Raw genomic sequence first — 17997 nt, 5'->3', positions numbered from 1 at the left:
GCGGAGTGGGGTGACGTGCAAAAGAAAATCCCCCTCCCGCAGGGCGGAAGGGGGATCAGCAGGTCAGTTTCGGTGCGGCCTATTCCTGGCGGACGTCGCCCGAACCGGTGATGGACTGGCGCAGGGTCGCCGGCGGGGTGAGGAGCTCCAGGTCGCCGGAGCCGGAGAGGTCCGCCACCACGGCCCCGGTCGGGGCGACCCGGGCGTCGCCGCTGCCGGAGATGTCGACATTGGCGTCGGTGGTCAGCAGATTCTCCAAATCGCCGTCGCCCGAGCCGGTCATGGTCAGGTCCAGGGCCTTGGTCACGCCCGAGACGCTGAAGTCGCCGCTGCCCGAAGAGTCGATGGTCAGGCTTGGCTGGTCATAGGCCTTGACGGTCAGGTCCGAGGAGCCGCGCAGGTCGAAGATGTGCACGGCCGGGGCGGTGACCACGATGTGGACCTCGCCGCTGTCGACCCAGATGCCCTTGCCGTTGGCGCGGCGCCCGAAGACGATCGTCTCGCCGTGGTGGCTGTCTTCGCCGGTCCAGACCAGACGGTCGCCCTCGATGCGGACCTTGTCGACCCGGTCGGCCGGCCCCCGGACGGTGATGCCGGGAGTGTCGCCCTGGACGTATTCGACGTCGGCCGAGAGATCGACCACCAGCTTGTCGCCGCCTGCCCAGGCCAGGGTGCGGGTGACTTCCGCCGCCTGGGTCCCGTCCTGACGGGTGATGGTCAGGTCGCCGCCGTCGCCGTGATTGGGGAAGGTCCAGTTCCAGCCGTGGGCGGCCATGTCGCGACCGCCGATGGCGACGCCGCCGGCCATGGAGGCCAGGGCCAGCACGAAGGCGGCCCCGGCGATGATGAGAAGGGTGCGGATCATGCCGGGTCTCCCGAGCTGGCGACGGCGTGGGGTTCAAGGGCCGGCTTGAGCAGCCGGTAGTGCAGGCGGGCGAACCAGATCAGGCCGTTCACCAGCAGGACGGTCGCGACCGACAGCAGGGCGCCGACGGTCACGGCGCAGGCCATCAGGCCCAGGCCGATGAAGAAGGCCGCGACGCCGCCGCCGGGGAAGCCCGCGAAGGGACCGGCGACCATGACCGCGATGCCCGAGCCGAACAGGGCCACGACCGCGACGAAGCAGCCGAACAGGGTCCCGATGACGCCCATCAGGATCGGCAGCAGGATGATGATGTCGATCGCGCCCAGACCCAGCACCGCGAAGACGGCGCCGGCCGCGGCCGACGGGGTTTGTTCCTGGGTCCAGCGCTTGACCCCGGCCTCGGCCTTGAGTTCGCGCGCCAGACGGTCGGGATCGCCCAGGGCGGAGGCCACCTCGGCCTCGGAGCGCCCGGCGGCCTTGCCGTCGTCGAAATGAGCCTCATAGTCATTGAGGATGTCGGCGGCGGTCGAGGTCGGCAGTCCGACAAGGCCCCGCTTCAATCGGGCGAGAAAGTCGGCGCGCGTCATTGGACGTCTCCAGTCGTGGTGGCTGTTTCGGGGACAGGGCTGAGCGGGGCCTCGTTGAGGACCGCGTCGACCGCGTCGGTGAAGGTCTTCCAGTCGGCGGTCTGGACGGCGAGCGCCTCGCGCCCGGCGTCGGACAGACGATAGTATTTGCGCGAGGGGCCGGCGCTGGATTCGACCAGATAGGTCTCGACGAGTCCGTCGGACTGCATCCGCCGCATCAGCGGGTAGATGGTCCCCTCGCCCATGTCGATCGCGTCCGACAGGCGGCTGGCGATCTCATAGGCGTAGCTGTCGCCTCGCTTGAGGAGGGCCAGGACGCACAGTCCCAGCACTCCCTTCTTCAACTGAATCTCTATGGTTTCGGGCACGGCGTGTCCTCCTTCGATGAAGGGAGACTATGGCAAGGTATCGTGCGTCGCAAGGTAGCTGTCTAAACATGACTGCGATTTAATGATCGACCCTGATGACTGTGTGGCTTCTTCGCGGCGCGGACCGCTTGGCAAGCGTGAAACGAGCCGATAAGGACCGGCAGAGCGCCGTGTTCAGAGAGCGCGGCGGGCGTTGCGAGTCGCTCGCAAAGGCCTGTTGCAAATGGGTTTATGGGGGTCCGCATGGGATTGGGGCTGGGGCAGAACATGGTGCGCATGCGCAGGACCGTCGGCGGGCTGATGGCCTCGGCGACCTTGGCCTTCATGTCCGCGCCGGCCTGGGCGCAGGATCGTCTGGGTCAGCCGACGCCGGGCGCGATCGACCTGCAGCCGGCCGCCTCCGCCCTGAAGCATGACGCCATCTGGTTCCACAACGTCATCCTGCTGCCGATCATCACCGTGATCAGCCTTTTCGTTCTGGCGCTGATCATCTGGATCGCCGTCCGCTACAACAAGAAGGCCAATCCGGTCCCGGCGCGCTGGAGCCACAACACCCTGATCGAGGTCATCTGGACCCTGGCCCCGGTGGCCATCCTGCTGGTCATCTCGATGTTCTCGTTCAAGCTTCTGTTCGCCTACCACAACACCCCGCCGGTCGATCTGACCATCAAGGCGACCGGCAACCAGTGGAACTGGGCCTATGAATATCCGGACCAGGGCATCGCGGAGTACGTCTCCAACGTCCTGCCCGAGGCCGAACTGGCCAAGCGCGGCATGCCGCACGACCTCTACCGCCTGGCCGCCGACGAGCCGCTGGTGGTGCCGGTCGGCAAGGTGGTCCGTGTTCTGGTGACCGGCGCCGACGTGATCCACGCCTTCGCCCTGCCGGCCTTTGGTCTGAAGACCGACGCCGTCCCGGGCCGGGTCAACGAGACCTGGTTCCGCGCCGAGCGCGAGGGCATCTTCTACGGCCAGTGCTCGGAACTGTGCGGCGACGACCATGCCTTCATGCCCATCGAGATCCGCGTGGTCTCCCAGGCCGAGTTCGAGAAGTGGGTCGTGTCCAAGGGCGGCTCGATGACGAAGAAGGATGACGCGGCGGCCGCCGCCGCGGGCGCTATCGCGACGACCGCCGCCGCCGCCGCTGACGCCGCCGTTCCCGCGGCCGCCGCCGGCGCCGCCCCTGTCGGCGCCACGACCGGCGCCCCCGCAACCGCTCCTGCCGCGGCTCCCGCCGCGCCGGCCGCCCAGTAATCGCGAGCCTGGAAGAGATCATGGCCACCGACATCACCGCCGACGACCACGCGCACGGGCACGACGCCGCTCACGACGCGCACGACCACAAGCCCGGCTTCTTCACCCGCTGGTTCCTGTCCACCAACCACAAGGACATCGGCACCCTGTACCTGCTGTTCGCCATCATGGCGGGCATCGTGGGCGGCGCCCTGTCAGGCCTGATCCGCTGGGAACTGGCCGAGCCGGGCATCCAGCTGTTCAAGGAAGGCACCTGGGTTCAGTACCTGGGCATCGTCGACGCCTCCAAGCACGGCTATAACGCCACCGTCACCGCCCACGCCCTGATCATGATCTTCTTCATGGTCATGCCGGCGATGATCGGCGGCTTCGGCAACTGGTTCGTGCCGATCATGATCGGGGCGCCGGACATGGCCTTCCCGCGCATGAACAACGTGTCGTTCTGGCTGCTGGTCGCGGCCTGGGTGCTGCTGATCCTGTCCATGTTCGCGGACGGCGGTTCGGGCCACGGCATCGCCGGCGGCTGGACCATCTATCCGCCGCTCTCGACCAAGGGCGCCCCCGGACCGGCGGGCGACCTGGCCATCTTCGCCCTGCACGTCGCGGGCGCCAGCTCGATCCTGGGCGCGATCAACTTCATCACGACCATCTTCAACATGCGGGCCCCGGGCATGACCCTGCACCGGATGCCGCTGTTCGCCTGGTCGGTGCTGATCACCGCCTTCTTGCTGCTGCTGTCGCTGCCGGTGCTGGCCGGCGCCATCACCATGCTGCTGGCCGACCGTAACTTCGGCACCAGCTTCTTCGACCCGGCCGGCGGCGGCGATCCGGTGATGTTCCAGCACCTGTTCTGGTTCTTCGGTCACCCCGAAGTCTACATCCTGATCCTGCCCGGCTTCGGCATCATCTCGCACATCGTCTCCACCTTCAGCCGCAAGCCGGTCTTCGGCTATCTGGCGATGGCCTATGCCATGGTCGCCATCGGCTTCATCGGCTTCATCGTGTGGGCGCACCACATGTACACGGTCGGGATGTCGGTGAACCTGCGCGCCTATTTCGTCGCGGCGACGATGATCATCGCCGTGCCCACGGGCGTGAAGATCTTCAGCTGGATCGCCACCATGTGGGGCGGCTCCATCAGCTTCAAGACGCCCATGCTGTGGGCGATCGGCTTCATCTTCCTGTTCACCGTCGGCGGCGTGACCGGCGTGGTCCTGTCCAACGCCGGCATCGACTACAGCCTGCACGACACCTACTACGTCGTCGCCCACTTCCACTACGTCCTGTCGCTGGGCGCGGTGTTCGCCATCTTCGCCGGCTTCTACTACTGGTTCGAGAAGATGTTCGGGGTGAAGTACAACGAGTTCCTGGGCTGCCTGCACTTCTGGATCATGTTCGTCGGCGTGAACGTGATCTTCTTCCCGCAGCATTTCCTGGGCCTGCAGGGCATGCCGCGTCGCTACATCGACTATCCGGACGCCTTCACCCTGTGGAACCACGTCTCCTCGATCGGCTATGCGATCACGATCGTCGGCGTCGGCGTCTTCCTGGTGATGCTGGCCGAGGCCGCGATCCGTCGTCGCAAGGGCGTCGCCAACCCCTGGGGCGAGGGCGCCACGACGCTGGAGTGGACCCTGTCCTCGCCGCCGCCGTACCACCAGTTCAACGAACTGCCGGTGGTCAAGGACGACGACCACGGGCACTGAGACCGACGCTCCCGACACGGGGGCGGACGTCGAAACGATAAAGAACCCCGGTGGCCGCCGCGCCGCCGGGGTTCTTCTCTTCCAGCGCCCCGGATCCGGGGGTAAGAGACCCGCGTGACCAAGACCGCCGCCACCCCCGTTCTCTCCACCGCCCAGCCGGAAGACTATTTCCAGCTGCTCAAGCCACGCGTCATGTCGCTGGTGGTGTTCACCGGCGCGACCGGGCTGATCGTGGCGCCGGGATCGATCAATCCCTTCGTCGCCGCCATCGCCATCCTGTGCATCGCCGTGGGCGCGGGCGCGGCGGGCGCGCTCAACATGGCCATCGAGGGCGAGACCGACGCCCTGATGCGGCGCACGCGCGGCCGTCCGGTCGCGGCGGGCCGCGTCAACAAGAACGACGCCATGGCCTTCGGGGCGGTGCTGAGCCTGTTCTCGGTCATGCTGCTGGGCATGAACACCAACTGGCTGGCGGCCGGGCTGCTGGCCCTGACAATCGTCTACTACGCTGGCTTCTACACGGTGATGCTGAAGCGACGGACGCCCCAGAACATCGTCATCGGCGGCGCGGCGGGCGCGCTTCCGCCCGTGATCGGCTGGGCGGCGGCGACGGGTTCGGCGCCCTGGCAGGCCTGGCTGCTGTTCCTGATCATCTTCCTGTGGACCCCGCCGCACAGCTGGGCCCTGGCCCTCTATTCGGCCGGTGACTACGCCAAGGCGGGCATTCCGATGATGCCGGTGGCGCGGGGCGCGAAGTCGACCCGGCTGCAGATCCTGCTCTACTCCCTGATCTTCGTGCCCGTGGCGATCGCACCGGGCCTGACGGGTCTGGGCGGCTGGATCTATCTGGCCGTCTCGGTGCTCGGCGGCCTCGGCTTCCTCGGCCTGGCCTGGCGGCTCTATCGCTCGCGCGCCGGCGATCCTGTCGGCGCGGAGGGCCCCGACAAGGCCGACACCGTGGGCCGCGAGGGCGCCATCTATGACGTCAAACAGGCGTCGCGTCCGGCCCGAAACCTGTTCGCCTTCTCGATCCTGTATCTGATGGCCCTGTTCGCCGCCCTGCTCGCGGAGAATCTGATCGGCCTGCCGCCCTTCACCCTTTAGGACCTGCTCACCATGGTCATCCGCCTTTCGCCTGAGGAAGTCGCCGCCCGCAGCCGCCGCAACGTCTGGATCGGCCTGGCTCTGGTCGCCTTCGTGGTCCTGTTGTTCTCGACCACCTTCCTGAGGATGCAGGCCAATCAGAAGGCCGAGCGGGAGAAGGAAGCTGCATTGGCCGCCGGCCCGATGCACCCGGAAAAGACCTACGATTCGACGCTCGCCCGATGAGCGGAACAGCCAGCAAGCGGGCGCGGACCATCGCGGCGATCTGCCTGCTGACGGTGCTCGGCATGACCGGCGCCGCCTTCGCCGCCGTGCCCCTCTACCGGATGTTCTGTCAGGCGACCGGCTTCGACGGCACGGTCAGGAAGGCCGAGAAGGCGCCGGATCAGGTGCTGGACCGCATGGTCACCATCCGCTTCGACACCAATGTCCGTGACCTGCCGATGCGGTTCGTCGCCGAACAGACGGTGCAGCGCGTCCGCATCGGCGAGACGGGCCTCGCCTATTTCGACGTGACAAATACCTCGGACCAGCCGATCCAGGCTCGCGCCGCGTACAACGTCGTGCCGGAATATGCCGGACCCTATTTCCAGAAGCTGCAGTGCTTCTGTTTCGACGCCCAGACCATCGCCGCCGGCGAGACGCGGAAATTCCCGGTCCAGTACTTCGTCGCCCCGGAGCTGGCGACGGACCGCGAGGCGAAGGGGGCGACCGAAATCACCCTCAGCTACACCTTCTATCCGGCGAAAGACGGCGCTCCGCGGGCTCTGGGTAACGGTCAGACCGGGCTGGCGATTCCGGCGAAAAGCTGAGCCTGCGGGCTTACGGCGACGCTCGCCTCATTTTTGCCCCGCGCCCCGCTCGACGGACCGTCAAAATCGGCTATAGCCTGAGACTGACGACATTCGCGTTCTCAACGAGATCCTGAAGATGGCCGACAACCACGCCGCTCCGCATCACGACTATCACCTCGTGAATCCCAGCATCTGGCCCCTGTGGTGCTCGGCCACCACGGTGGTGATGATGGTTGGGGCGGTCATCTGGATGAAGGGCCTGTTCGGCCTGCCGGAAGGCGACCATCTGGTCTTCATCATCGGCCTGTTCGCGACCCTGCTGGGCATGGGCCTGTGGTGGGCGGACGTGGTCAAGGAAGCCAACCAGGGCGATCACACCCCGGTCGTGGCCATCGGCCTGCGCTACGGCATGGTCCTGTTCATCGCCTCGGAGATCATGTTCTTCGCGGCCTTCTTCTGGATGTTCTTCGAGATGTCGGTGTTCCACACCGCGCGTCAGCACATCCCGGAAGTCGCCGGCTGGGCCGACACCGCCAAGTCCTGGTCGGCCTGGCCGCCCAAGGGGATCGAGACCCTGGACGCCTGGCAGCTGCCGCTCCTGAACACCGTGACCCTGCTGCTCTCGGGCTGCACCGTGACCTGGGCTCACCACGCGCTGCAGGTCGGCGACCGCAAGGGCGCCAAACTGGCCCTGTTCCTGACCATCGCGCTCGGCCTGATGTTCACCTGCGTGCAGGCGTACGAGTACCACGAGATCATTCTGGAGAAGCTGTTCTTCAACGAGGAGGCCGCCAACTCCGGCCTCTACGGGTCGATCTTCTTCATGGCCACCGGCTTCCACGGCTTCCACGTCCTGGTCGGCACCATCTTCCTGATCGTCTGCCTGATCCGTCTGCTGAACGGCGCCTTCACGCCCAAGCAGCATTTCGGGTTCGAGGCCGCCGCCTGGTACTGGCACTTCGTCGACGTGGTGTGGCTGTTCCTGTTCGCCTTCGTCTACGTCATCTTCGGTTGATCCCCGCTTTCGCGGGGATGACAAATGCCGACTGAAAGCAAAACGCCTGAACCGGCCCGGATCGACCCGATCCGGGCCGGTCTGCTTTGCCGCTGCCCGAACTGCGGCCAGAGCCGGCTGTTCGAGGGCTTCCTGAAGGTGGTCGAGCGGTGCGCGGCCTGCGGCTTCGACTTCACGCGGCTGAACACCGGCGACGGGGCGGCCATCTTCATCATGCAAATCGCCGGCGGCATCGTGGTCTTCACCGCCCTCTGGCTGCAGATCGCCTATGATCCGCCGATCTGGCTGTTGCTGCTGCTCGCGGTGCCGACCGCCCTGGCGCTGGCGCTCGGGCTGATGCGGCCCGGCAAGGGGCTGATGATCGCGCTACAGATGAAGGGACGGGACCGGTGAAACGTTTCCCCTGGATCCTGACGCTCGCCGTCCTTCCCTGCCTCGTCCTGCTGATCGGGCTGGGCGTATGGCAGGTGCAGCGGTTGCACTGGAAGGAGGGGCTGATCGCCCAGGCCGATGCGGCGGCCAGGGCGGCGCCTGGCCCCATCGACGAGATCCTGGCCGCGTCCGACCCCGAGTTCAGAAAGGCCCTGATCGTCTGTCCGGGCCTGCCGACCGCGCCCTTTGTCGAGTTGCAGACGATCCATGAGGAGAAGGTCGGGGTGCGGCTGATCTCGGTCTGCCGGGCGCCGGGCGAGGCCAGGCCCTTCCTGATCGACCGGGGCTTCCTGCCGGATACGGTGTCGGCCCGGCCGCGCGTGATCGAATCGACCCTGCCGCTGTCCCTGCTGGTCGAACTGCGCCGGACGCCCAGGGCCGGGGGCGGGATGACGCCGGCGCCTGCCACGATCTCGGGCGTCAATCACTTCTACGCCCGCGACAGCGTGGCCATGGCGAAGGCGCTCGGCGCGCCGGACGCCTCGGCATTCACCCTGTTCGCCCTGTCCTCGAGCAATCCTGAGCTGGGCGCGCTTCAGGCCTCGGCCCCGCCCGCCGCCTTCGCCAACAATCATTTCGGTTATGCCCTGACCTGGTTCGGACTGGCGGTGGCCCTGATGGGCTTCTATGTGGCGATGCTCCGTCGGCGACTGGCGCCGACGCCCGTGAAAGATTCACACTGACCGCCACCCTCCATACCCTCGCCAACGGCGTCCGCGTCGTCTGTGATCCGATGCCCGGGCTGAAGACCCTGGCCCTGACCGTCGCCGTGCGCGGCGGGGCGAGGTGGGAGAACGAAACCCGGTCCGGCTGGTCCCATCTTCTCGAACATCTGGTGTTCAAGGGCGCCGGAGACATGGGCGCCAAGGACATTGTCGAGCGGATCGAGGCCGAGGGCGGGACGATCAACGCCGCCACAGGATACGAGCGGACCAGTTTCGAGGTCCGGGCTCTGGACGGCTCCCTGGGGCTGGCCATGCAGGTGGTCTCCGACCTCGTCTTCCGCCCGAGGCTGGATCCGGTCGAGATCGAGCGCGAGAAGGACGTCGTGGCCCAGGAGATCGCCGAGGCCTTCGACACCCCTGACGACCATGTGTTCGAGATGGTCCAGACCAGGGCCTTCGCCGGCCAGTCGATGGGGCGGCCCATCCTCGGCTCGGTCGAGAGCCTGAAGCCGGTGACGCGCGAGAGCATCGGCGACTGGCGCGCCCGCCTCTATTCGCCCGACCGGATGGTGGTGGCGGTGTCCGGTGCGGTCGATCAGGCCGAACTGCTGGACCTGGCCGGGCGCTGGTTCGGGTCAGCGGTGGCGACCCCCGCCGAGGCGCCCGAACCCGCGACCTTCATCGGCGGGGCGGCGAGGCTGAGCCGCAAGATCGAACAGGCCAATATCGTCTTCCAGCTGCCCTCGGTGTCGGCGACCGATCCGGACCTGCCGGCCATGCGGCTGTTCACCGAAATCCTCGGCGGGGGGATGGCGTCGCGCCTGTTCCAGAGCGCACGCGAGGAACGGGGGCTGGCCTATGCCATCGACGCCTATCAGGAAGCCTATGAGGACATCGGAGTGCTGGGCGTCTATGCGGGCGCCGCCGCCGACCGGGCCGTGGAACTGGCCGGGGTCTGCGCCGAGGAGATCCGGGCCCTGGCGACCGAGGGGCCGAGCGAGGCCGAGCTGTCTCGGGCCAAGGCGGTGCTCAAGGCTGGCCTGTGGATGTCGGACGAAAGCCCGGCCAGCCGCGCGGGCCGCAACGCCGCCCAGACCCTGATCTACGGCGCGCCCGTGTCGTCGGACGACAGCGTGGCCCGGATCGCGGTGACGACAGCGGAGGATCTGCGCCGTGTAGGTCAGCGCGTGCTGGCTTCGGGCCTGTCGGCGACCTCGGTGCTGGGACCGAAGGCGGCCCATGCGGCGGGCGCGGCTTTCGTGAGGGGGTTGGCGGGCTGATTCTCCCCTTCCGGGACAGGGGTCGCCAACCGCGCTTTCTCCGGTTTAAGTTGCCCCCATGGCCCTTCTCGACTGGATGACGGATGCGACCGGCCCGGTGGTCGAGGGGCGGGGGGTGATCCTTCGGCCGCCGCGCATCGGCGACTATGCGGCCTGGGCCGACCTGCGGGAAAACTCGCGCGACTATCTGCAGCCGTGGGAGCCGGCCTGGCCCGACGACGACCTGACCCGGGCGGCCTATCGCCGCCGCCTGACCGTCTATGCGCGCGAGATGGAGCTGGGCAACGCCTGGCCCTTCTTCGTCTTCGACCCGACCGGGCGGACCCTCTACGGCGCCATCACCCTGTCCAACATCCGCCGGGGCGTCGCCGAGACCGGGACCCTGGGCTACTGGATCGGCCGTCCGTTCGCGGGCGAGGGCCACGGCACGGCGGCGGTGAAGGCCATGTCGCGCCACGCCTTTCGCCAGCTGAAGCTGCACCGGCTGGAGGCCTCCTGCCTGCCGTCCAACGCCGCCTCGCGCCGCGTGCTGGAGAAATCCGGCTTCCGGCTGGAGGGCGAGGCCCGGGCTTATCTTAAAATTAACGGCGCATGGGCAGATCATCTGCTGTTCGGCCTCTTGTCAGAAGACGCCGAACGGGCCGAGGTAAGGTCCGTCTGAAGGAAGAGCGCCCCCGCCCGTGACCCCCTCGCGATCCAGAACCCTGGCCTGGGACGCGACCACGGCGATCGAGGCGCTCGCCGCCGCCGACACGGCGCTGTGGATCTGGACCCCTTCGGAAGACACTCTGAGATTCACCGGCGCGACCCGGCCGCTGGGCCTGGGACCGCTGGCGCCCGAGTGTTCGGGCGCGGCCTTCGTCGCCGTCACCCTGCCGCAGGACCGGTCGCTGGCCGAAAGCATCCTGACCCCGAAGGAGGAGGGCGCCGAGATCGCCGTCCGCCTGAGGATGCGCGGTTCCGAGACCTGTCTGTGGCGCGGCGTCTGGCTGGAAGACGGCTTGCGCGCCGCCGGGATGGTGGCGCTGGAAACGAAATTCGCGGGCGCCGCCAAGGACGCCCTGACCGGTCTTCTGGACCGCCGCGCCTTCCTGGCCCGGGCTTCCGACATTCTGGCCACGCCGGGCGACTATGAGCTGGTGGTCGCCGACGTGGACCGTCTGCGGCGGCTGAACGAGGCCCTGGGCCATGAGCGCACCGATCTGGTGCTGTCGGCCCTGGGGTCGCGGTTGGCGGCCGCCTTCTCCGACGGCGCGGCCCCGGCCCGGATCGGCGAGGACGAGTTCGCCGTGGTCCTGCCACGCGGCATCGTCAACGCCTGCGACCGGGTGCGTGACGCCCTGGAACAGCCGCTGCGCATCGCCGGCTTCGACATCTATCCGACCGTTTCGATCGGTTCGGTCGCCTGCGAGGGCGGCGCCGATGCGCCCGATCCGGCCGAGCTTTTGCGCCGCGTCGAACTGGCCGTGGGGCAGGCCAAGGGCGCCGGTCGCGGCGGGGCCGCCGCCTATGGCCGCGCGCTGGAGAGCGACAGCCTCAGCCGCCTGGCGCTGGAGGCGGACCTGCGCAACGCCTTCGTGCGCGGCGAGATCGAACCCTTCTTCCAGCCGATCGTGAACCTGAACACCGGCGCCGTCGCCGGCTTCGAGGCCCTGGCCCGCTGGCGTCACCCCAAGCGCGGTCTGGTGCCGCCCGACGAGTTCCTGGGCCTGACCGACGAAATGGGCCTGATGAACGATCTGGGCCTGATGATGATGACCCAGTCGGCGCGGCAGCTGGCCGAATGGCTGCAACGCCATCCGCTGGCCGGGAAACTGTTCTGCAGCGTCAATCTGTCGGTCGGCGAGATCGAGCGGCCCAATCTGGTTGAGGACGTCCAGCGGGTCATTCAGGAGACCGGCCTGCCCAAGGGTGCGCTCAAGCTCGAGGTCACCGAGGGCGACATCATGCGCGACACCGCCCGGGCGGCGGTGATCCTGCAGCAGCTCAAGGACGTCGGGGCCTCGCTGGCGCTGGACGACTTCGGCACCGGCTTCTCGTCCCTGTCCTATCTCGCACGCCTGCCGTTCGACACGCTGAAGATTGACCGCTACTTCGTCCTGACCATGGACAAGGACGAGGGCTCGGCCAAGATCGTCAAGTCGGTGGTCAATCTGGGCCGCGACCTGAACCTCGAGGTCGTCGCCGAAGGGGTGGAGAACGCCCCACTCGCCAAGCTGCTGCTCGACGCCAGCTGCCACTATGGTCAGGGCTTCGGATACGCCCCCGCCCTGCCGGCGCAGGAGGCCGAGGTCTACCTCAACGAAAGCCTGTCCGACGGCGTGGCGCCGCTGAAGCAACGGTCGGCGTGATTTGAAGGTCGTCCAGCTATCGGCGGCGGTGCTCGTCGCTGCCCTTCTGGCCCTAATGTTGTTCGCTACGCGCCCCAAACCCGAGAGCTTGGCCATCAAGACGGTCGAGAGTGCGCTGGGCGAGAACTTTACGCGGACGGCCAGAGTGACCGGCCGCTATCTTTTTCGCGATACCGACGGCGACGTTCGGCGCTGGACGGAGCTGGTCTGCGGCGTGGCCGGAGACATCGATCGGCGGACCTTTGCGGTTCTGGTCTACAAGCGCCGCAGCGCCATGAGACTGGAGGAGTTCGCGATCTCGTTGCCGGCGGGCCGGACGCCGACCGCGCGAGAGGCCCAGTTACTTGGCGCCTGCCCCACCTGATCCTTTACGTCCCCGGCTGGCGATAGGGGATCAGGCCGACCAGACGGCGTTCCTCGCCGCGCGGGTCGGGGGTGGCTTTCGAGACGGTGTTCCACTGCATGGTGACCCGGCCGGGAAGTTCGTATTTCGGCCAGGCGGGCACGCCGGCGCCGTTCGGATCGCCGGTCCGGGCGAAGTTGATCAGGGCCGAGGACATGGCGTCGGCGACGGCGTCCGTCTCGGGCCCGCCCCCGGTCATGCTCACCATCTCGCGGTGATTGCGGAACATGAAGGGGATGTCGCCGCAGTGGGGCGCGCCCATCCGCCCGTCCAGAACCGGGCTCTGCCAGTCGAACTGATAGACCCAGGTATTGGCCCCCGGCTGGACAGCGCGGCGGTCGGCCTGGATGATCTGGGCCCGCCAGGAGCGCAACTCGGTTGTCATGGCGAAGAAGATCTGGCTCGGCGAATAGCCGGGGTGTTTGTCGCGGTACCAGACGACCGCCGATTCCGGCGTCAGGGGGCCGAAGAAGTTCGGGATCGACCGCTTGAGCGCCGGGACCAGCTGGTCCCAGGTCAGGGCCGAGAGGTCGGGCTCGTCGAGGCCGATCAGATAGCGGGTCTCGTCATGGGTATTGCCCATGATCAGGGCGACGTCGCGGGCGAGCGGTGTGGCATCCGGCTCGAACGGGTCGCGGGTCAGGGAGCGGCCGTCCAGCACCGGGCCGGTCGAGACCCCGCGCGTCGCCGCGATCAGCTGGTCCTTGGACATCGTCAGCAGGGCGTCGGGAGTGTCGACGGCGGCGTTGGTCAGGAACTTCCGCGCGGCGGTCGTGGCCATCTCCGCCGGGGTGACGGTGACCTGCTGGCCGCTCATGGTCATGACGCGGTGGAACAGGCCGCGCGCGGCGGGCATGGCCATCAGGACCGAGGCCTTGGCTCCGCCGCCGGATTGGCCGAACAGGGTGACCCGGCCGGGGTCCCCGCCGAAGCCCTCGATATTGTCACGGATCCACTGCAGGGCGAGGACGAGGTCCAGCATCCCCGCATTGCCGGAATCGGCGAAGCGCTCGCCGCCCAGTTGGCCCAGATACAGATAGCCGAAGGCGTTCAGACGGTGGTTTACGGTGACGACCACCGCATCGCCCCACTTCGCCAGATTGGCGCCGTCATACAGCGGGCTGTTGGCCGACCAGCCCGAGAAGCCGCCGCCGTGGAACCAGACCAGCACGGGCCGCCTGGCGCCGTCCAGCGCCGGGGTCCAGAGGTTGAGGTTCAGGCAGTCCTCGGAGGTCTGATCCTGCGTATAGGTGCTGTCGGGCAGATAGCCGGCGCCGGGGTTGCCGCCGGGCTGGGGCGCGGGGGCGCCGAAGTCGAGACAGGGCCGCACGCCGCGCCACGGCCGGGGCGGCTTCGGGGCGGCGAAGCGGGTCCGGGCCGTGTCGTCGCCATAGGGCACGCCCTTGAAGACCGCGACGTCGCGGTCGCGAAAGCCCCGGATGCGGCCTGCGGTGGTTCGGGCCCCGATGCTGGCATGGACACCGGTGTCATCGCGAGGTCCGGCAAAGGAGGGCGAGGCGGCGAGGCCCAAGCCCAGACTTGCGCTCGCGGCGGCGCCGGCCAGCAGGCCGCGGCGGTCGATGGGATCGGTCATGGGGTTTCCTCGGGCCTTTGACAGGGTCTTGTTGCGGGGACCTTCGGCCCGCGAGGAAGGGCGGTCAAGGTGGCGAAGGGCGGAACGAGCTTGCCTCGGACGCGCGCCGGGCCGAGGTTGGCGGCGGGAGAAGAAATCATGTCCAGACGCCGTCTCGCCGCCTTCGCCCTGGTCGTCTTGCTGGCCGGCTGTAGCGACCGCAAGCCCGCCGAGAGCTCGCCACCCCCGGCCGCGACCGCGCCGCCGTCGGCCGCGGCCCCTGCGTCCGCGTCCACGTCCGCCGTTCCGGCTGGGTGGAAAACCTATAGCGACCCAAGCCTGGGCATCGCCTTCGACTACAGCCCCGATCGTCACACGGACGGCTGTGGCGACGTCGGGGAGGGGGTGGTCTGCATCGGCCTGTTCGGAGCCGACGCGAAGGAGGCCCTGATCTATTTCCAGCCGGTCGACGGGCCGCTGGACACGGTGGCGAAGGATCAGGCCGGGTTCGAGAAGAACGCCCAGGGCGTCCTGATGACCACCTGGGGCCGGTTCGAGCCCGTGCCGGTCGAGCCTTTCACGGCGCGCGGCGGGCCGGGACTGAAAGCGGTGGTGACCTGCGGCATCGACGATGCGGAGACCGGCTTCCACGCGGCGGGCGGCGAATGTCTGTGGGCCGTGGTCAGCGACGGGACCCGGGCAGTGGTGGCGACGACCCAGGGGAGGATCGGCCTGGACCCCGAGACGCTGCAGACCCTGGCCTCGGTGCGATTCGCGCCCAGGGGCGGATCGGGTCGCTAGGCGCCGGGTTCGATCCGGGTGCCCGAGCCGGCGTCGAGGACGCGTGGCCGCCCCCGGGCGGTGGTCACCCGGCCGGGATCGTAGCGGAAGCGGGTGTTGGTCGCGCCGGCGGAGGCGCGCAGGGCGACGTTGGTGCGGTTGGCGCGGCGCAGATTGACGTCCATGCCGTCGGTTTCCATCCCGGCGCGCGCCCGGACGTCCACCCCCACTCCACCGCCGGCGCCGTTGTTGAACAGCTCGATCTCCCAGGCGCTGTCCCGGCCGGAGAGGGAGATGTCGGGGCTGTCGTCGCCGGACGGACGGTTCATGGCGACCGTGACGCCGCGCGCCTGAATCCGGTCGCCGATCACGGTGATGGCCCGGTCGGCGCTGGGGTCCATGGCCAGGGAGATCGCGTTGAAGGTTCCGTCCCAGCATCGCGTCACCACGTCGCTGTTCTGCAATCCGACGACCAGGGCGCCGACGCCGTTCTGGTCATGTCCTCGCCGCGCCGTGACGCCGGAGACGGTGAAGCCCCGGACGCTGATCATGTTGAGGGCGCCGGCCCGGTCCGAGACGAAATTCGATCCGAGGAAGCCGTCCGTGAACTTGATCTGTACGGGGGCGGCATTGGGGCAGTTGTCGGTCTGGACGTCGCTCACCGTCAGATTGGTCGAGCGGAAGCCTTCGTTTCCGGTCGCATAGATCGCGTGCTGGGGGTTCGGACTGTTGGGAGACAGGGTGATGTCGCGGGCCCGCACCCGGCGGATGACGGCGTCGGTCTGGCCCTTGAGCAGCACGCCCATGTCGACATTGCTGACCTTCAGCCGTTCGATCAGGTTCGCGCGGCTGCCGATCTGGTTTTCCCTGCCGTTCCAGGGGCTGAGCCAGATGCCCGAGACATGGCCGTCGATCTCCACATCGGTGACCCGGTTGTTCGAGCCGTTCAGCCAGACAGCGGAGGAGGAGCCGTAAAGACTGTCGCCCCGGAAGCTGTGGTCGCCCACGAAGATGCGGGTGTAGTCGGCGCTGAATTTCAGGTCCCGGATCCAGCAGTCGCTCACGCCGATCCCGTCCAGAGTCCGCTCATGCAGCGCCTTCTGCAGCAGGACCGCGCCCGGCTGGCCCTGCACTGTCAGGCCGTAGCCGGTCGGCAGGAGCATGGAGCCGTCGATGACATAGGCGCCGGCGTCGGCCGGGATCAGGATATGGCGCGCGCCGGAGGTCAGGGCGGCGGCGATCCGGGCCGTGACGTCCGTCCGGCCGTCGCCGAGGATGCGCGGATCCAGGCTCTTCAGGCTGCGCGGCGTGGCGTCGAGGGCGTCGCCGACCGCCGGGAGCAGGGCCGGAGCGGCGAAGGCGCGCGAACCGGACAGGGCGGCGCCCAACCCCATTATGCCCAGTCCCGTCGCGCCCAGGCTTGCGGCTCCGGTCAGCAGGCGGCGGCGGTCGAAAGGCGCGGTCATGCGGGTCCGGAAGCGGGAGGGCGGCGGCTGGGACGAACCTTCGGCCCACGACCGGCGTATGGTCAAGGCGTCGAAATGCCCCCTGCAGGCCCGCGCCCCGGTCCGTGCGCGGAATCCGGCCGTCGTGTCGCGAACCGGTGGCGGTCCCGGCCGTTTCCTGCCATCGAGACAGGACGGAAAATCAGGGATCGGGAGGATGGAATGACGGGAACCGTGCGGGTCGGCATCGGCGGCTGGACCTTCGAGCCCTGGCGCGGCGTCTTCTATCCGGACAAGCTGAGCCAGAAGAAGGAGCTTGGGTATGCCAGTTCGAAGCTGACCTCGATCGAGATCAACGGCACCTACTATTCCGGATTCAAGGTCGACACCTGGATGAAGTGGCGCGACGAGACGCCGGACGACTTCGTCTTCGCGGTCAAGGCCAGCCGCTTCTGCACCAACCGCAAGGTCCTGTCGGAAGGCAATGAGAGCCTGGAGCGGTTCCTGGATCAGGGGCTGACGGCGCTGGGCGACAAGCTGGGGCCGATCAACTGGCAGTTCATGGCGACCAAGAAGTTCGATCCGGTCGACTTTGAGGGCTTCCTGAAGCTGTTGCCCAAGGAGAAGGACGGGGTCCGGCTGAGGCATGCCCTGGAGGTGCGCAGCCCGACCTTCGACACTGAGCAGTTCTATGATCTGGCCCGCAAATACGGCGCTGCCATCATCTACGCCGTCGACGACGAGAGCCCGACCTGGCCCAGGATCGATCAGGAAACCGCGGACTTCACCTATGCCCGGCTGATGTCGAGCCGCGAGGACGAGCCGACGGGCATGACCTCGGCCGAGCTGGACGCGGTGGCGCAGCAGACACAAGGCTGGGCCAAACGCGGCGATGTCTTCGCCTACTTCATCGCCGGGGCCAAGGTGAGGAACCCGGCGGCGGCCATGGCCCTGATCGACAAGCTGAAATAGGCGAAGACGGGACCGGTCAGCGCTCGACTGTTTTGATGACGCGGTAAAGATCCGGATGGGCCGTGCCGAAGGCGCGGTTGCGGTCCAGCCAACCCTCCGCGGTCAGATGGGCGAAGACCTGCCGCATGGCCGCTTCGTCTTCGGTCTGGGCGTAGTTGACCACCCGGGCGCCGTCGAGGCTCAGATGCAGGCTGGCCGAGATCCAGCCGGGGATATGGTCGCGGCAGGACCGGGCGGCCTCGGCGAGGTGATCGATCAGTTGCTCCTGACGGCCGGGATGGACATCGAAAACGTTGATCTGGGTGACGAGGCCGGTCTCGGCGGTGATTTTGGGCAAGGCTCTTCTCCACGGTTGGGCTTGCCGGGAGAGGTCGTTCGGACATCCCGACAAGCCGGACGACGC

At 68.0% G+C, this 17997-nt stretch carries 20 protein-coding genes; 14 read left to right on the top strand and 6 right to left on the bottom strand.

Annotated elements, in window-relative coordinates:
- Window positions 1-79: 79 nt before the first annotated feature.
- From ACW172_RS06035 to ACW172_RS06025, 3 genes are read right to left on the bottom strand one after another with little or no spacing between them, the layout of a single operon-like run.
- Complete coding sequence (locus tag ACW172_RS06035) at window positions 80-865, bottom strand: GIN domain-containing protein (RefSeq protein WP_492034284.1); 786 nt, start codon at window positions 863-865, stop codon at window positions 80-82.
- Window positions 862-1452 carry a DUF1700 domain-containing protein gene (locus ACW172_RS06030; RefSeq protein WP_492034283.1) on the bottom strand — a complete coding sequence of 197 codons (591 nt, stop codon included), beginning with the start codon at window positions 1450-1452 and terminating at the stop codon, window positions 862-864. The genes ACW172_RS06035 and ACW172_RS06030 overlap by 4 nt, the downstream gene beginning before the upstream one ends.
- Window positions 1449-1820 (bottom strand): PadR family transcriptional regulator, encoded by a 372-nt coding sequence (locus ACW172_RS06025; protein ID WP_492034282.1) that lies wholly within the window; start codon window positions 1818-1820, stop codon window positions 1449-1451. Before ACW172_RS06025 ends, ACW172_RS06030 begins: the two co-directional genes overlap by 4 nt.
- Window positions 1821-2096: 276 nt before the next feature.
- Here ACW172_RS06025 and coxB point away from each other — a divergent pair, with 276 nt between their 5' ends.
- The 12 genes from coxB to ACW172_RS05965 all read left to right on the top strand — a co-directional run bounded on the left by coxB (window position 2097) and on the right by ACW172_RS05965 (window position 12785).
- Window positions 2097-3074, top strand: a complete 978-nt coding sequence (coxB, locus tag ACW172_RS06020; protein WP_492034281.1) for a cytochrome c oxidase subunit II — start codon at window positions 2097-2099, stop codon at window positions 3072-3074.
- A 20-nt stretch (window positions 3075-3094) separates the two neighbouring features.
- Window positions 3095-4780: a cytochrome c oxidase subunit I gene (gene ctaD / locus ACW172_RS06015; protein WP_492034280.1), complete on the top strand. Its 1686-nt coding sequence runs from the start codon at window positions 3095-3097 to the stop codon at window positions 4778-4780.
- A 114-nt stretch (window positions 4781-4894) separates the two neighbouring features.
- Complete coding sequence (gene cyoE / locus ACW172_RS06010; protein ID WP_492034279.1) at window positions 4895-5884, top strand: heme o synthase; 990 nt, start codon at window positions 4895-4897, stop codon at window positions 5882-5884.
- A 12-nt stretch (window positions 5885-5896) separates the two neighbouring features.
- Complete coding sequence (locus ACW172_RS06005; RefSeq protein ID WP_492034278.1) at window positions 5897-6109, top strand: cytochrome c oxidase system small membrane protein; 213 nt, start codon at window positions 5897-5899, stop codon at window positions 6107-6109.
- Window positions 6106-6696: a cytochrome c oxidase assembly protein gene (locus ACW172_RS06000; RefSeq protein ID WP_492034277.1), complete on the top strand. Its 591-nt coding sequence runs from the start codon at window positions 6106-6108 to the stop codon at window positions 6694-6696. Before ACW172_RS06005 ends, ACW172_RS06000 begins: the two co-directional genes overlap by 4 nt.
- Before the next feature lie 118 nt (window positions 6697-6814).
- On the top strand, window positions 6815-7693 hold the full coding sequence (locus tag ACW172_RS05995) for a cytochrome c oxidase subunit 3 (protein ID WP_492034276.1): 879 nt from the start codon (window positions 6815-6817) through the stop codon (window positions 7691-7693).
- A gap of 24 nt (window positions 7694-7717) precedes the next feature.
- Window positions 7718-8086 (top strand): DUF983 domain-containing protein, encoded by a 369-nt coding sequence (locus tag ACW172_RS05990; protein WP_492034275.1) that lies wholly within the window; start codon window positions 7718-7720, stop codon window positions 8084-8086.
- Window positions 8083-8808: an SURF1 family protein gene (locus ACW172_RS05985; RefSeq protein WP_492034274.1), complete on the top strand. Its 726-nt coding sequence runs from the start codon at window positions 8083-8085 to the stop codon at window positions 8806-8808. The genes ACW172_RS05990 and ACW172_RS05985 overlap by 4 nt, the downstream gene beginning before the upstream one ends.
- A 50-nt stretch (window positions 8809-8858) precedes the next feature.
- A complete protein-coding gene (locus ACW172_RS05980; RefSeq protein WP_492034273.1) occupies window positions 8859-10070 on the top strand; it encodes a M16 family metallopeptidase in 1212 nt (403 codons plus the stop codon).
- Between the two features lie 58 nt (window positions 10071-10128).
- Entirely contained in the window at window positions 10129-10731 is a 603-nt protein-coding gene (locus ACW172_RS05975; RefSeq protein ID WP_492034272.1) for a GNAT family N-acetyltransferase, read from the top strand.
- 19 nt (window positions 10732-10750) lie between these two features.
- Window positions 10751-12421 (top strand): putative bifunctional diguanylate cyclase/phosphodiesterase, encoded by a 1671-nt coding sequence (locus ACW172_RS05970; RefSeq protein WP_492034271.1) that lies wholly within the window; start codon window positions 10751-10753, stop codon window positions 12419-12421.
- 1 nt (window position 12422) lies between these two features.
- On the top strand, window positions 12423-12785 hold the full coding sequence (locus ACW172_RS05965) for a hypothetical protein (RefSeq protein WP_492034270.1): 363 nt from the start codon (window positions 12423-12425) through the stop codon (window positions 12783-12785).
- Window positions 12786-12789: 4 nt separating this feature from the next.
- On the opposite strand, the gene ACW172_RS05960 is transcribed toward ACW172_RS05965, so the two are convergent.
- The gene (locus ACW172_RS05960; protein ID WP_492034269.1) at window positions 12790-14418 is read right to left on the bottom strand and encodes a carboxylesterase/lipase family protein; all 1629 of its coding nucleotides are present in this window, start codon (window positions 14416-14418) and stop codon (window positions 12790-12792) included.
- Window positions 14419-14556: 138 nt separating this feature from the next.
- Between ACW172_RS05960 and ACW172_RS05955 the strand changes: the two genes are divergently transcribed.
- Window positions 14557-15198, top strand: a complete 642-nt coding sequence (locus tag ACW172_RS05955) for a hypothetical protein (RefSeq protein ID WP_492034268.1) — start codon at window positions 14557-14559, stop codon at window positions 15196-15198.
- On the opposite strand, the gene ACW172_RS05950 is transcribed toward ACW172_RS05955, so the two are convergent.
- Window positions 15195-16643: a hypothetical protein gene (locus ACW172_RS05950; protein ID WP_492034267.1), complete on the bottom strand. Its 1449-nt coding sequence runs from the start codon at window positions 16641-16643 to the stop codon at window positions 15195-15197. The genes ACW172_RS05955 and ACW172_RS05950 overlap by 4 nt on opposite strands.
- A gap of 201 nt (window positions 16644-16844) precedes the next feature.
- Between ACW172_RS05950 and ACW172_RS05945 the strand changes: the two genes are divergently transcribed.
- Window positions 16845-17594 carry a DUF72 domain-containing protein gene (locus ACW172_RS05945; protein WP_492034266.1) on the top strand — a complete coding sequence of 250 codons (750 nt, stop codon included), beginning with the start codon at window positions 16845-16847 and terminating at the stop codon, window positions 17592-17594.
- A gap of 16 nt (window positions 17595-17610) precedes the next feature.
- Here ACW172_RS05945 and ACW172_RS05940 read toward each other — a convergent pair whose 3' ends face one another.
- The gene (locus tag ACW172_RS05940) at window positions 17611-17931 is read right to left on the bottom strand and encodes an antibiotic biosynthesis monooxygenase (RefSeq protein WP_492034265.1); all 321 of its coding nucleotides are present in this window, start codon (window positions 17929-17931) and stop codon (window positions 17611-17613) included.
- Window positions 17932-17997 lie beyond the last annotated feature (66 nt).

The organism is Brevundimonas sp. ALps5, assembly GCF_058681645.1.
The sequence above is the reverse complement of the archived record's forward strand: the minus strand, read 5'-3'. Positions and strand labels throughout refer to the sequence as shown.